This is a genomic window from Acinetobacter higginsii (assembly GCF_000369525.1).
In the GTDB taxonomy this organism is placed as follows: Bacteria; Pseudomonadota; Gammaproteobacteria; order Pseudomonadales; family Moraxellaceae; genus Acinetobacter; species Acinetobacter higginsii.
Map to the genome: position 1 here is coordinate 1,222,238 of NZ_KB850072.1, position 15,041 is coordinate 1,237,278.

13 protein-coding genes are annotated in these 15,041 nt (G+C 38.4%); 7 read left to right on the top strand and 6 right to left on the bottom strand.

The annotated features are described in order from the left end of the window. Positions 1 to 80: 80 nt before the first annotated feature. Positions 81 to 2,252, bottom strand: a complete 2,172-nt coding sequence (locus tag F902_RS11750; protein WP_005203666.1) for a TonB-dependent siderophore receptor — start codon at positions 2,250 to 2,252, stop codon at positions 81 to 83. A 256-nt stretch (positions 2,253 to 2,508) separates the two neighbouring features. On the opposite strand from F902_RS11750, the gene F902_RS11755 reads away from it, so the two are divergent. Beyond that, positions 2,509 to 4,737 (top strand): TonB-dependent receptor, encoded by a 2,229-nt coding sequence (locus F902_RS11755; protein WP_005203668.1) that lies wholly within the window; start codon positions 2,509 to 2,511, stop codon positions 4,735 to 4,737. 83 nt (positions 4,738 to 4,820) lie between these two features. On the opposite strand, the gene F902_RS11760 is transcribed toward F902_RS11755, so the two are convergent. Then, positions 4,821 to 5,504, bottom strand: a complete 684-nt coding sequence (locus F902_RS11760) for an LrgB family protein (RefSeq protein WP_005203670.1) — start codon at positions 5,502 to 5,504, stop codon at positions 4,821 to 4,823. Positions 5,505 to 5,514: 10 nt separating this feature from the next. Further along, a complete protein-coding gene (locus F902_RS11765; protein WP_005203674.1) occupies positions 5,515 to 5,946 on the bottom strand; it encodes a CidA/LrgA family protein in 432 nt (143 codons plus the stop codon). A gap of 110 nt (positions 5,947 to 6,056) precedes the next feature. Between F902_RS11765 and F902_RS11770 the strand changes: the two genes are divergently transcribed. The 5 genes from F902_RS11770 (at position 6,057) to F902_RS11790 (ending at position 11,505) form a co-directional block, all read left to right on the top strand. Beyond that, a complete protein-coding gene (locus tag F902_RS11770; protein ID WP_005203676.1) occupies positions 6,057 to 6,974 on the top strand; it encodes a LysR family transcriptional regulator in 918 nt (305 codons plus the stop codon). 115 nt (positions 6,975 to 7,089) lie between these two features. Beyond that, positions 7,090 to 7,941 carry a glutathione-dependent disulfide-bond oxidoreductase gene (gene yghU / locus F902_RS11775; protein WP_005203678.1) on the top strand — a complete coding sequence of 284 codons (852 nt, stop codon included), beginning with the start codon at positions 7,090 to 7,092 and terminating at the stop codon, positions 7,939 to 7,941. A gap of 160 nt (positions 7,942 to 8,101) precedes the next feature. Next, on the top strand, positions 8,102 to 8,659 hold the full coding sequence (locus F902_RS11780; protein WP_017401901.1) for a hypothetical protein: 558 nt from the start codon (positions 8,102 to 8,104) through the stop codon (positions 8,657 to 8,659). 348 nt (positions 8,660 to 9,007) lie between these two features. Continuing rightward, positions 9,008 to 10,519 (top strand): hypothetical protein, encoded by a 1,512-nt coding sequence (locus F902_RS11785; RefSeq protein ID WP_005203683.1) that lies wholly within the window; start codon positions 9,008 to 9,010, stop codon positions 10,517 to 10,519. Positions 10,520 to 10,659: 140 nt separating this feature from the next. Beyond that, positions 10,660 to 11,505, top strand: coding sequence for a siderophore-interacting protein (locus F902_RS11790; RefSeq protein ID WP_026057454.1), 846 nt, complete (start codon positions 10,660 to 10,662; stop codon positions 11,503 to 11,505). Between the two features lie 70 nt (positions 11,506 to 11,575). Here the strand turns inward: F902_RS11790 and zigA are convergent, their stop codons facing one another. The 3 genes from zigA to F902_RS11805 form a co-directional block, all read right to left on the bottom strand. Further along, positions 11,576 to 12,802, bottom strand: coding sequence for a zinc metallochaperone GTPase ZigA (zigA, locus tag F902_RS11795; protein ID WP_005203687.1), 1,227 nt, complete (start codon positions 12,800 to 12,802; stop codon positions 11,576 to 11,578). A 106-nt stretch (positions 12,803 to 12,908) separates the two neighbouring features. Then, positions 12,909 to 13,664, bottom strand: a complete 756-nt coding sequence (locus F902_RS11800; RefSeq protein ID WP_005203689.1) for a D-Ala-D-Ala carboxypeptidase family metallohydrolase — start codon at positions 13,662 to 13,664, stop codon at positions 12,909 to 12,911. Between the two features lie 122 nt (positions 13,665 to 13,786). Next, positions 13,787 to 14,200, bottom strand: coding sequence for a hypothetical protein (locus tag F902_RS11805; protein WP_005203690.1), 414 nt, complete (start codon positions 14,198 to 14,200; stop codon positions 13,787 to 13,789). Between the two features lie 294 nt (positions 14,201 to 14,494). On the opposite strand from F902_RS11805, the gene F902_RS11810 reads away from it, so the two are divergent. Beyond that, a complete protein-coding gene (locus F902_RS11810) occupies positions 14,495 to 14,944 on the top strand; it encodes a DUF2946 family protein (protein ID WP_005203693.1) in 450 nt (149 codons plus the stop codon). Positions 14,945 to 15,041: the final 97 nt, after the last annotated feature.

Sequence of the window (15,041 nt, forward strand, 5' to 3'; positions counted from 1 at the left end):
GCAAATAGCTTAACTGGTCTTTTCAAAATATTTGGTTTATCTTTTATAGATGAAGAGAATGTCTATATTTTTATAATAAGTTAGAAATTTACACTCCATGACAACTGTGCCGTGCGAGGTGCGCCAAGGAATATGTAATCATCCCCGAAGAAACTCCCTGCATCACGCCAGTATTTTTTATTAAATAGGTTATCTACATTTAATCTCAAGTTATTGTCATAACCATAAGCACGGAAGTTATAAGCTGTTCCTGCATTAAACACTGTATAGCCTGACACTTTTACAGTACCTGTTTTCTCTGCATATTTACTGCTGCTATATTGCATACCAGCCAATAAGCGTAAGCCTTCCACTTGTGGTAGTTGATAAGATAGATAACTGGCAAAGCGCACAGCAGGTATGTTTTGAGTTTGATGCCCTTGATATTCAGCCGATTGAATATCTTTTAAACGTGAACGTGTCAAAGCCAAAGTAGAAGTGATATCTAAATTTTGACTTAAGCGTCCTTGTGCACCGAACTCCAAACCAAGATTGTGTTGTTTACCTTCGGTAACATAGTTACTCGCTGTATCGGTATACTGATTGTCCTGTTTTAAATTAAATAAGGCTGCTGTAAAGAGTAAATCTTGCCACTGCTGCTTAACACCTAATTCATACTGAGTTGAATGTTTTGGTGCCAATGTGGCAAATGCATTGTTGGCATACCATGGCGCTTGTCCACCATCACTCAGACCTTTGGCATAGGAAGCATATACATGAGTACTTTGCCAAGGCTGATACATCACTGCAAACTGCGGCAAAAAGCGATTAAAATTAGTGTCTCTGATTTTGTTGCCTTCCGCATCATAAGCATCTTCATTTAAATGCAAAAGCTTTCCACCTGCCAAAACTGACCAATTGTTATTAAAATCAATCTGATCTAATACATTCAAGGCTGTTTGCTGACTATTTAATGATTTGTAATGCTGACCTAGCTTCTTATCACTCGGTGTATATTGAATAGGATCAGTATAGATATTTCCCGTACCCACTAACTCATTAATCGCATCATATTGTGCATGGCGTTTATAGCTTTGTGATAACTCTAAGTTGAGTTTGTGTTGCCATGTCCCTGTGTCGAACTTACCGTTTAATCCAGCTTTAAATTGATTGGTTAGATAGCTGTCATCAGGGCTGCGAAACTCATAAATATCATAGTTACCATTTTGATCAAAGCTATTTCCTAGACCCGTTGTTTGGCATATTTCACTATAACACCCCCAAGCAAATGCCGAATAATCATCAACCACCACTCGACTTTGTGACGCTGAAAGATTTGCTGTCCAGTCATCATTTACTTGGTAGCTATACTTTAAACCAGTATTTATGCTTTCATTAATGACTGGTTTACCCCAGCTTTGATGTCCCAATAAACGATCCCACTCAACATCTGTAGGTACTGTTTTTCCATCAAGTAATTGGTAACCCGGAACTGATCGCTGGCGTTGACGTTGTGACTCGAGATCAAATTCGAGTTTTGAACGATCTGAAATTTTCCAGTCCAAAGCAACGGAACCAAACCAACGTTGTCCATTAGCATGCTCGACATAGGGATGAATTTCTTCTTTGGCAAGATTGACTCGATAGCCAAATTGCTGATCTACACCAAGCAAACCACCTAAGTCTGCGGCTACACGATTACCGCCATGACTGTCTGTTTCCACGGTGATAGAACGAATCTCTTTGGGACGTTTGGTCACATAGTTAACCACACCAGCAGGCGTTGACATTCCACTTTGAATGGCACTAATACCTTTTAAAATTTCAACCTGTTCTTTATTCTCAAGTGCAACATTTTGCTCACCGCGCAGCAAGTTACCATTCAGTAAATAACTAGAGCCCAAATTTAAGGCAAAACCACGCATGACAATATTTGGGTAATAACCAATTGGTGCATAGCCATCACCTGCCGCTGCATCATTCTTGATAATGTCCGTTAATGTTTTAGCATGTTGATCTGCAATCCGTGCCGCAGTTACTGTACTGATTGATGCTGGAATTTCAGCAAGCTGTTGTTGCGTAAAACCCGATAAATTAACAGTCGGTTGATAATAAGAAGCCCCTGCTGTTTGGGCTTTTACTGTAATGGGTGCTAATCGCGGTGTATCACCTTCAGTTTCAGCATAGGCTGATATGGAACTTAGCCCAAAACATGAAAAAGAACCAACCGCCAATAATGCTTTTTGTAAACGAGAAAATGGATACGTTTTCACAGTCGTTGTCTAACCCCAAAAGATAATCTTACAGCATGAATTTTACGGGCTTGAGTATTCACAATTTTCCCAAATTGAACAAGCATGTTATGCAACATATCTCAATTTTTTATAAATTTTTTCGATACAAAATCAATGAAAGAGATAAGTGTTGCTTGAGTTTAGTATAAGCTTTCATATTTTTAATGTAGAATGATTCTCAATTACAACCACGTCAATTTAAAAGTAATTTCAGGCTAAGATCAAAGGAAATAAGATGATAAAAGATAAACTGTTCAACCGAAAAAATGAAGTCAAACACCTCATTCCACTTTTATCAATAGGTGGATTTATCTTTTTATCCAACTCATCTTTTGCTGCCTCACCTACAGAAACTGCGAATTCTGAGAAAGCCTCAGAAGTACTGCCAACCATTACCATTACAGCTTCACGTGCAGATGAACTCTCCTCCTCGGCAAAGCAAGTCACCAAATTAGATGAAAAACAAATTGAACTTCTGAAAAATTCCTCTTCAGGAAATATTGCCACCGTACTAGCAAAAATAGTCCCAGGTTTATCTGATTCAAGTCGTACCATTACCGATTATGGGCAAACTTTACGTGGTCGTAATGCACTGATCTTAGTCGATGGTGTACCCATGAATTTAACCCGAGATACCTCCAGAGGCCTTTCTGCAATTGATCCTGAAAGTATTAGCAGTATAGAAGTCATCCGTGGCAGTAATGCCATATATGGTAGCGGTGCAGCTGGAGGTACAATTTCCATTACCACAAAAGCTGCAGGTGGTGAACCTACAGCAAAAACAGTGATTGGACTGCAAAGTGGCTTAACTAATCTTCGCTCCGATGCCTTGAGTGGTGACATCCATCAATATTTTTCAGGCAGCCTAAATAACTTCGATTATGCACTAGACTTTGGTTATCAACGTATTGGCCGTCCATACGATGCACGTGGAAGACGTGTTGCGCCTGAACCAAGCCAAGGGGATCTATTTGATGCAGATGCCTATAGCATCGGTACCAAGCTTGGTTACCACATCGATGACAATCAATATCTTCAGTTTGCTGCAAATTATTATAATGCTGAACAAGACTCAGACTATGCATCTGATCCGAGCGTAGCCCAACTCCCTGCGGGAAGCGTTCCTGCTAAAGCAATCAAGGGACTTAAACTAAACGACCAGAATAAGAACGAAAATCAAATCTACAATTTGACCTATTCCAATAAAGATTTTTTTGGCAACAAAGTAGATGCTCAAGTCTATTACCGAGATTTCTTTACTCGTTTTGCTCCATTTGATGCCCGTAAAGTGGCAACACGCGGTGGACAAGTGGATCAGGTATACCAAGAAAATAATGTGCTGGGTAGCCGTTTAACGGTCAATACACCACTTGAGTTCTTAGGTGACACCTCAATTGTTTGGGGCGGTGACTTTAGCCGTGAAAAAAGTGAAATGCCATTAGATACTTTTGACCCTAAAATTTATGATCAGTCTGGTGGTCTGGAATTTGTCAAAAATGGAAAACTGATTTATTTACCAGAACTCACCACTCAAAGTATCGGTGGATTTGCGCAATTAAAGCACCGTTTCAGTGACCAATGGTCAGCGGAAGTAGGTACACGCTATGAAGACAGCTATGCCAAAATTGACAGCTTTATTCCATTGTCCCAACTTGGCAAAGCCAATCCATATACGGTGCAAGGTGGAAAAGTTAAAGCAGATGCTTGGCTGTACAACGCGAATGTCAGCTTTGCACCAAACGATGAACACTCGATTTACGCCTCCTTTAACCAAGGTTTCCAATTACCTGATGTTGGTATTGTCATTCGAAATGCTAACATGGGCTTTAACTTAGCTTCTTCATTTTTAGAGCCAGTAAAAGTGGATAATTATGAACTTGGTTGGAATGGTCATTTTAAGAATTTTAGTTCTAGTTTAGCGGTGTTCCATTCCAAATCAGATCTAGGCGGGGTTCAGTCTTTTAACAATGGTTTAGTGTTGGCCAGAACCAAAGAAAAAGTGACGGGTGTTGAAGCAACGCTTGACTATCTTGACGATGCGAAGGTATGGGGAACTGGTGGTAGTATCACTTGGATGAAAGGTCGTGAAACACCGCAGAATAGTAATACCGAGCAAGATATGACAGGCTATCGTATCCCACCGCTAAAAGTCACAGGCTATATTTCTTATAGTCCGACCGATACCTGGACCAACCGTCTACAAGCCACTTATTTCGGTGCAGAAGATTACCGCTTAAATGGTGTGAATAGTTTTGGTCGTTATGATGTGAAGTCATATACAACTGCAGACTTACTCAGCAGCTTCGCACTAAATAAAAAGGACACAATGACTATTGGCTTAGAAAATATATTTAATAATCAGTATTACCCGCTCTATAGTCAACTGATGAGAAATAGTAATAATACCAGTCACTTATTAGCGAACGGCATAACACTTAAAGTGTCTTATAGCCATAAGTGGTAATTTAAAAAGTGATAGCCGCTCAAAAGCGGCTATCTTTACCTTTTTGAATTTCTTCAGCTTTAATACTTCATTAATTGGCTGTATCAAATCCATAAATGAATCGCAAATGGCCCAACCAAAACCATCAAAATACCCGCAATCACCATGGTTAAACTTGCGATCACACCTTCTTCACTATTACGTTGCTGTGCTCTTACCGTACCAAAACCATGTGCTGCATTACCAAATGCTGCGCCGTTTGCCACATTGGAACGGATTTTAGTAATGGCTAAAATGGCATCGCCACAAATCATCCCAACCAAGCCTGTAATCACCGTAAATAAAGAAACCAAAGCGGCTGAACCATGAATATCTTCTGCTAAAATCATGGCAAAAGGTGTTGAGATAGAGCGCGCCATCAAACTATTGGTGACTTCAGGGCTAAAATGAAATAACTTTGCCATCTGGTAAGCAGACATCACACCAACACTCATCCCAACCACAATCGCAATCGACAAAACACCCAAGTTTTTACGAATCGTTTCCCGATAACGGTAAATTGGTACGGCGAAGGCAACAGTTGCTGGCCCAAGTAAATTTACGATCCACTGCGTATCTTGTGCATAGGTTTGATATGAAATTCCAAAGATTGCCATCAACAGAATCGTGAGTACGGGCACACTAATCGCAGGAGATAACCAGAGTTGAGGATGCTTTTGATAGATACGCTTTGCCACGATGTATGCAAGCAGCGTCCAGATCAAGCAAACAATTGACCAAATATTCATATTAATGACCTTAGATGTGCTTATGCTGAAAACGTTTACGTGTCTGTAGGTAGCTTTTTAAGCGGTTGTAATAATGGATGGTTAAACAGGTGCTTAACATGACCAAAATAGTACCAATGGCAATACTCGATACAATTTGCCAGCCTTCGGTCATAAACAGGCTTTTATATTGCACGACAGCGACCACCACAGGTACAAAAAACAGCAATAGCTCCCCTAAGACAAAGGTCGCGCCCATTGCCACTTGATCCATCTTAATGACTTTAAAAAACAGGCAGAAAAGCAATAGAAACATCCCCAATATGCCTGCTGAAATTGGGATACCGAGTTTCTGGTTTAAGACATAACCTGCCAACCAGAATCCAGTAAGAATCAAAATTTGTTTCACTAAGGCCAAGAGCGAATTTTGTGGGAGAGATCTAGAAACAGCTTCGGTACTCATTTAACGACATCAGATGGTGAACAACAGGATGATCTTATCCACTGTACATCGATATAATATGAATTATTCATGTTAAAATTATGCCTAAATGGAATAATTTTAGGTTTGTTATGCTTTCACTAAAATCATTGCAATGCTTTGTCAGTTTGGTAAACAGCAAAAGCTTTACCCGTACTGCTGAAGAGCTTTCCTTGACACAGCCGACCATCAGTAAAATACTGCAACAGCTAGAAGAACAGCTTCAGGTCGCATTATTTGTAAAACCTGAATATGGTCGAAAAAGACAGGTTGAACTGACTGAAATTGGACAGCGTGTTTATCAACATGCAGTAGGATTATTGCAAGCCGAACAAAATATCTTTCTGGAAATCGAAAATTACCAACAATTAAAAACAGGCACCTTAAAACTCGGTGTGCCTCCACTCGGTTCGCAACTACTCACCACCGCCCTGTTTGATTATCATCAGCAATGGCCAGATATCGAACTTGCTTTTCTTGAAGTCGGTTCTCGAGGGATCGAGCAAGCCTTGTTGAATAATGAACTCGATGTCGGTGTGTTATTACAGCCCTTTGACCATCAAATTTTCAACAGTATTGAACTGTGTGATTACCCACTGATGGTGCTATTGCGACGAGATGCAACTTGGGCAAACCGGAAGAAAATAAATTTGGAAGAACTGCAACAGCAATCCTTTCTGATGTTTCCTGAAAATTTTTCGCTCAACAGCATCATTCTTGATGCCTGCCAACAGCACGGCTTTTATCCAACGATTGCTTGCCGTACCAGTCAATGGAATTTATTGGCTGATATGGTACTACAACGTATGGGTATTGCCCTACTGCCACAATATTATACCGATATGCTTGATCCCCAATTATTCGCAGCAATCCCGCTGGAAAAGCCCAACATTCAATGGCATTTGGCCATGGCATGGAAAAAAAACCTTCCTGTCTCTCCTGCAGTACAAGCATGGCTCAGTGTGATTCATCAACATTTTCAAAAAATTAGGCCCAAGTTAGAGCAGTGAAAAAGAGGAATAACATTCTCAGAAAAATGGATAAAGCTTTGCCACAAAAAAGCTACCCAATCTTGGGTCAGCTCGCCTAGACTAGAATGATCTGTTGATCATATGGCAAATAACAATGAGTGATTCAAACTATATCCCCCCGCAAGTTTGGCAATGGACTGGAGAAAAATCTGATTTAAATCAACCTACGTCTGGCAGCCGCTATGAATATATATTACCTATTGGTAAACATCCGCTTCAATTGTATTCATTGGCAACGCCAAATGGCCAGAAAGTGACGATCCTGCTTGAGGAACTATTGGCCTTGGGATATCAAGATGCCGAATATGATGCATGGTTGATTAAAATTGGAGAAGGCCAACAATTCAGCAGTGGCTTCGTCGAAATTAACCCCAACTCTAAAATCCCAGCATTAGTTGATCATAGCAAAAATCCACCATTACGTATTTTTGAATCAGGTTCAATTTTGCTTTACCTAGCCGAAAAATTTAAAGCCTTTATTCCAACTGATATCGCTGCACGGACTGAATGCCTAAATTGGCTATTTTGGCAAATGGGAAGTGCACCCTACCTTGGTGGTGGTTTAGGACATTTTTATGCTTATGCACCTGTGAAAATTGAATATGCCATTAATCGCTTTGCTATGGAAACCAAGCGCTTATTGGATGTTTTAGATCAACATTTAGCGAAAAATGAATATTTGGCAGGAACTGAATATACCATTGCGGATATTGCAGCTTTTCCTTGGTACGGTAGTCTGGTGAAAGGTTGGGTCTATAATGCAGATGAATTTCTAGCTGTAGATCAATATAAACATGTACAGCGCTGGGCAGATGCCATTCTAGCGCGGCCCGCCGTGCAACGAGGGCGAATGGTTAACCGTACTTTTGGGGATTTGGAAACCCAACTGCATGAACGCCATGATGCAAGTGACTTTGATACCCATACGCAAGACAAACTTCAATAAGTAAGATTTAAGCCTAATTTTTATGCTAGTTCGCTAGCATAAAAAATTTAGATGCAACTCAATGAAAGAAATAGCTTACTAAAAATTAAGCAATATCTTGTATGGTGTACCCATGAACCTGTATCAATTGTCTTTTTGAATCCTCCCCTTATTGATGTGTATGGGTCTTAGTTCATCAATTTGTTTAGCAAAAAACTTATCGCTTTTGTTAGATAAAGATTTACAAGAATCATTAATTACAATCAATGGAAAAGAAATTATTGAAAAGAACCAAATAAAGACACTTGCCAATAAAAGCTATCAATATTTTTCGGTTAAGAAAGAAAACGGAATGATTTATGAAGCGTATATCAGACAATGCGTTGGTGATTACTTAAAAAATCTTGATAAAAAAGAAACAAAAGCATTCGACATCTGTACTCATGAAGTTATGGATAATTTAGATGAATTAATGAACCAAACCAAAGCCTTACAGATCCATTTTACAGGTACGCAATATGTCTATGACGGCGATGAAAACTCTACCCTGTTCCATTATTATTCTTTTGTTCATGTTAAAAATTACTATATGACCAATGAGCAAAAACATCCAATGTATGGGGTAATATATCGCTGTAAAGTGAAAGCTGAGACAATGAGATTAGAGGAATTTGTTGAGTATGCGAAAAATAATTGTGCCAATACAATGGCTATATCAGCCTCATCCTCTTTGAAATGAGCGCCGATTATTCTGCATAGGGTGACTATTAGCCCTTGATTTAAAATGCTCATCTGACTGCAATAGCTTATTCATTAAAGCAACTTAAGTATGTATAAAGTAATATTTTACCTATCAATGTAATCAATATAAAAGCACATATTTCATCATAACAAATTGTATAAAAAAGATTTTTCAACCAATCAACAAATTTATTGCGACATTTTCTCTATTCAAAAAAGTCAATCAATTGCGCTATTTTCGCTATTTTGTATTTCAGGATTTGGCTTTATTCTGAAAGATAGAATGGAAAAAGCATAGAGACATCCTGACCTAGGATTTCTGGATTCAATAGATGGGAGCAGTGAGTTGAGTAATATATTACAGTCTAAAAATGATGGGATACAATTTCCAATTCAATCCGGCAAACAGGCTCCCAGTACGACAAATACAGCAAAGAAAATTCTATATGCCGCATTGAGTAGCGTTGATTCTCCACTTGCATCACAACTTAAAGCAGAAAAAAATTGGAGAAAAAAATATCCAACTTACTTTCAAGAACTTGTAAAAACAGGAATTAGCTCAGTACATTATCCATTACTTATTGCCCAAAATGGTCTAGATGCAGCTAAAAATCTCTTTACATTTAACCGAGCTGGTCAACAATCGACGTTAGAACAAGCAATGTCTGATATTAAAGACCAACCTTTTGATAACTATGTTTTAAAAGGTGTAGGTAATTCTGCGATTGAACCTTGGTATATTCCTTTCAATGGAGAAAAATTACAGGGACAAGCATTACTCGAACAAATAGATCGCTGGGAAAATCAAAAAGTTATCGAACCTAGCCATGCAAAAGCACTACGCCTACTCCAAGCTCACCCTGAATGGTTTGATCTATCGTCACGGACGATGGTGTTGTTCGGTGCAGCTTCTGAAGCGGGTCCTCTCAGTTGGTTGGCAAAATGGCGTGCCAATATTATTGCGATTGATTTACCAAATCCTCAAATATGGGAAAAAATTACTCAAACAGTTGAGCAAGGTAACGCGACATTGATCGCTCCACAGATCAGCTTAGCCAATAAAGAGAAACAGCTCGGTGCCAACCTATTAACCCAAACTCCAGAAATTGCGAATTGGCTGAATACCTTTGCAGAAACCTTAGACCTTGCAGGTATTGCATATTTAGATGGTGAAAAACATGTCCGTGTTTCAATCGCTATGATTAGCATTATGGAGCAAGTGAGCAAACAAAAAGCGGACAGCAGTATCATGTTTATGCTGACGCCAACTGATATTTATGCGATTCCAAAAGCTGTAGTGAACTCCATACAAGAAAAAACTCAACAGCGTCCAATGATAGAAAAGTTACTCACTCGATCTATTCACAATATTTCCTTGACTAACTTCTTTAAACCAAATGCAAAGCAGTTAATCCAATCTGATAATGGTCAACAGTACGGTATCTCCGATTGTATGGTCATTGAACAAGGGCCGAACTACGCCCTTGCTAAACGCCTACAACAATGGTTTGCAATACGCAGCCGTGCACGTGGCCAAAAAACGGTCATCAATATTGCACCCTCTACGACAACACACTCCGTGGTTAAAAATCCAATTCTCAAAGCTGCCTTTGCTGGTGCAGATTTATTTAAAGTAGAAACATTCAGTCCAGAGACGACCAATGCCATCATGGCAGCGCTTTGGGTACATGATTTAAATAATCCAGAAAGTGCGACCAATCCAACCAAACAGTTAAATCATCCTTTAGATTTGATTATGGAAAATGCCAATCATGGTGGCTTGTGGCATGTACCTTACTTGGCGCGAACGGCTTTACCCTTTGCAGCTGCATATGGTTGGATAAGAGGAAAGTTCTAACAAAAAAGTTATTTTAAGCTGAGCGAGAAAATGTCGAATGCATTCTCTCGCTCTTATTTTATGCTAAATTTATTGCAAATAATTATCATTACCATGCATAATTAATGAAATTTCACTTAATTATGATTGGTAAATTGACAATGACTAAGCAAAAAGTGGTTTCAAACGATAACAATATACTCAAACAAAACGATCATATGAGAAATCTCGAACAGACCGAGATGACAATTACTGCAATTTCAAGGCCATTCCCAAGCATTTTAAGAGTTCATGCTAAAATTAATACAAATCAACCAGATATGTGGGATAAGCCAAATTTAGCTGTCCGTATCGAAGTTTCTGAAAATTTAACCCGTGTTTATACTATTCGCTCATTTAATCGTGATCACCACGAAGTAGAAATTGATCTGATTGAACATGAAGATGAGAGTCCTGCAATGCAATGGATACATCAAGCCAAGGTAGGAACAAAAACGCAGCTGATTGGACCAAGACCACATTTTGTTCCAGATTTTGAGGCAGAAAAGCATATCGTGATGTTTGCCGATGAAACCGCTCTCCCTGCGCTTTATTCAATCTTGCAACATTGGCAAAACAATATAACTGCAGATATTTTTGTTGAAAGTCATGATGCCAATATTTGCGAATACCTCCCAAATCAAGAAAATGTTCAAATACATTTACTGCAAAGAGAACGCCAAGATCAAGCAGGAAAAATGGGGCTGTTGCTAAAAGCTGCTTACCAATTTAAAGAAACAAATGACCTAGTTGTTTGGGCTGCATGCGAACGGAATGAAGCCAGAGCAATTCGCAAATTCTTTTTAGAGGAAAAGTCACTACCTAAAAAAGATGTACAAGTGACAGGTTATTGGAATGTTGGTCTTTCAAGTACGATTTTAGATGAAGTTCGGTTGGAATATTATCAAAAGCATTTGGAAGCAGGAAAAACACTAGAAACATTTGATGATTTAGATATGCCTGTATAAAAACGTTAGAGATTTAACAAGAGAGTTTTAAAACTCTCTTGTTTTTTATCGATACTTATCAGTACTAAATTTAGTTGTTTTGAGTCATTTCATCCCATTCTAGAAATGGATTGTCAAAGCTTTTCCACGCATTTGCCCCTAGTGCCATTTCTTCATCATTTAATAAGCAAGCATTGAAACTTTGAATCAGTTCAGACTGATTCATTTCCATTCCAATCAAAACAATTTCTTGTCTGGCATCTCCTGTTAGATCGTCCCATTTCTTTTCTATAGCTTCGCGACTGTGTTGATCTTCTGGCCAATGTTCATCTGGTACAGCTGCCCACCAATAACCTGCAACCCCGTGTCTCGCCATAGCACCGGCTTGAGACCAAGAGCCTGCAAACTCTGGGTGAGACGCTAGCCAAAAAAAGCCCTTTGAACGAATCACCCCTGGCCATTCAGATTGGACAAAATCAAAGAAGCGTTGCGGATGAAATGGTCGTCGAGCACTATAGACAAAGCTGCTTATACCATACTCTTCGGTTTCTGGTTGATGTTCCCCTCTAAGCTCTTTTAGCCATCCTGGTGCTTGAGCTGCTTGGTGAAAATCAAATAAATGCGTATTCAATACAGACTTAAGATCAACCTGTCCGAATTCTGATGTTTCGATTTTTGCTCTTGGGTTAAGTGAATGGAGAATTCCAAATAGTCTGGCTTTTTCTTGTTTGTCGACTAAATCGACTTTATTCAATACGATTACATCACAAAATTCAATTTGATCAATTAAGAGATCGACGACATTCCGTTGATCTTCTTCCCCTAATGATTCTCCTCGAGATTGTAAACTGTCTAGCGAACTATAGTCTTTTAGAAAATTATAAGCATCAACCACGGTCACCATTGTATCTAGTCGGGCAAATTCATTTAATGAGATACCATTTTCATCTTCAAAAGTAAAAGTTTCAGCAACAGGTAAAGGCTCAGAAATACCTGTTGACTCGATCACCAATTGGTCAAAACGTTGATCCTCGGCTAAACGGCGTACCTCAAGTAATAGATCTTCTCTCAAAGTACAGCAAATACAGCCATTACTCATCTCAACCAATTTCTCATCTGTTCGTGATAGCTCTGCTCCACCTTCTCGAACTAAAGCAGCATCAATATTAATTTCAGACATATCATTAACAATTACAGCAACTTTCCTGCCTTCTCGATTGTTTAAAATATGATTCAGTAGCGTCGTTTTTCCTGCACCCAAAAAACCTGATAATACCGTTACAGGAAGTTTTGATGGAGTGGCTAAAGAATGATTCATTGGCGTTCTCACTGTTTAAGTTTTTTAGAATCCATACTTAAAAGCATGGAAGATTTAGACCTAATATTCTTTAATGATTAGGATTGAGAATTGGCATGTTTTGCTTTCATTCGGTTTTACCCATCGTGTTGAGATGTGAGAGAACAGAATTAGAAAAATCTTTCATACACGGTGATGATGTATAACGATGATCCACCCCCCATGTACGATAACCAGCAGCATCAATATGAATTTGGCCTGATTCATAGACACCCAATCCCATATTCAGCGCTTCACCGTGATCTAACCAAAATTGGCAAAGTTTCAGTTTCGTTTCTTGGATGAATATTTGCTGTTTAGCATCTGGGTTTTGATTGCCAATGCGGAAATCTAAAGCAGCATTAAAAACATGTCTTGAACTTCCAGCTCCACCAGCACACTGATTTAATAAATTATTTCGATAAACGGAGGTCACTGTGAAATTTTGAATCACTTGCTGCTCAACCAACTGATTCAAAATATTCAATGTTGGAATAATGTTGTTCCAAAGTTCTTGATGAGGAACTTCATATTCATTGGCATGGCACTTTTGCCAATCCTTAGCAGTCTGTAGAAATTCATAGTCAGGAATATAAAAAACCAGCCCCTTATTTTTTAAAAAAGTTTTATAGGCCTTTATCTGTAGCTGATGTTCAATTTGGCCTGACCATTTTAAATATGAAGATGGAGCCGTATTTTGTTGTGAAAAATTGGAAATACTATTGATCTTATTCGTAAAAGATGAACTTTTAATAATAGGATGAACCGTTTGTTTAGGGTTTTGGGTATTGTATTGACATGCTGAAACACAAAAAATAAAACCTAAAAGATAAATATTCCTCATGTCGATACACCACCACCCAGTCATCAAAGTACAGATGGCAATTTTATTACCATTAATTGTTATGTTATAACATAACAATTAATGGTGCAAGCTCAAACATTAAACAAATAACTCTTAGATGCTTAGGGCTGAGTCTGATCTCCTTTTATTCTTCGACGAATTTCTTCACGCCACTTTGCAGCATTATCTTGTTGCTTATTCAACACGACACCAAGCATATAAGCGGTTACCGCAGCACCAATGAGTGCGATCCCACTTTCATAAATGATATCAATGACAAATTCAAAGATGCCCTCTGATAAAAAGCTCAATGCACCTGAATATTTAAGAAATTTTGCAATCGCAACAATCACAATGCCTAAAAATGCACCAGCCCAGAGAAAAAATTTATGGATATTGATTGGAGCTGTTATTTCATCAATTTGATCAGGATATTCACGGTAATATTCCACTTCTTCATCCGTAACTTCAGGCGAAGATTTGAAGAATAACCGCATAAAAAGCGTATCATGATCTAGCTTTAAGCCTTTTTTCATTCTCATCATCTATATTTTTAAATTGATAACATGTTAGCTATTTTTGCTTTGCTAATAAATAAACGCTAAAACTAAACATTTGAGGCCTAAAAATAAAAAAATCCTTAAAATTATTAAGCAAAATTTAACGGTAAAATGCACAAAAATACGGCTATAGTGATGAAATTTAATATTTATTCATGTAAAAAACTTATCATTATTCATTAAAAATAATTAAGTATCCTCTTTAAAAAAAAGATTTCTTTGTTATAGTATTTCTCCAATGGTTTCCATAAAGAGATCAATCGGGTGTTGATGCTTGGAAGATTGCTTGGGTTCTATGCAATCTTTTTACAAATCGCTGTGTTCTTACAGCCATTGCTGCCAGAGAAATATCAAGTTTCTCCAGTATGTGAGACTATTACCCAAATTTTATTACAAGACCATCATTCTGCCTCTCCGCTCCATAGCCATCATCATATTGCTGCTCAACATGATACTGTACATGAGCATCAAGCTTTTTCAGCTGAAGTTAAAACGTCGGCAAGTCACCATCACCACCATGATGCAAACCATCAGTGTCAATACTGTGTGGTGTATAGCCATGTATTGCCTTTACCAGATGTCGATCTAAAGCAAATTCTAGTCCGAATTCAGGTTCGATTTCTGGCTTTTATTGAAAACTATTTCCATGTTTTCTTTCAGCTTCAACAACTCTTTCTCACTCCTCAAGGTCGAGCACCTCCTCTCTTAATCTCATTCTGACTTGAAGCTCAAAACTTTTTAGTTTTGAAAAACTTTTATTCAAGAGATTATCGTCATGTTTTCTTTTTCTAATCATACGCTTAATTGGGTAGAGCTT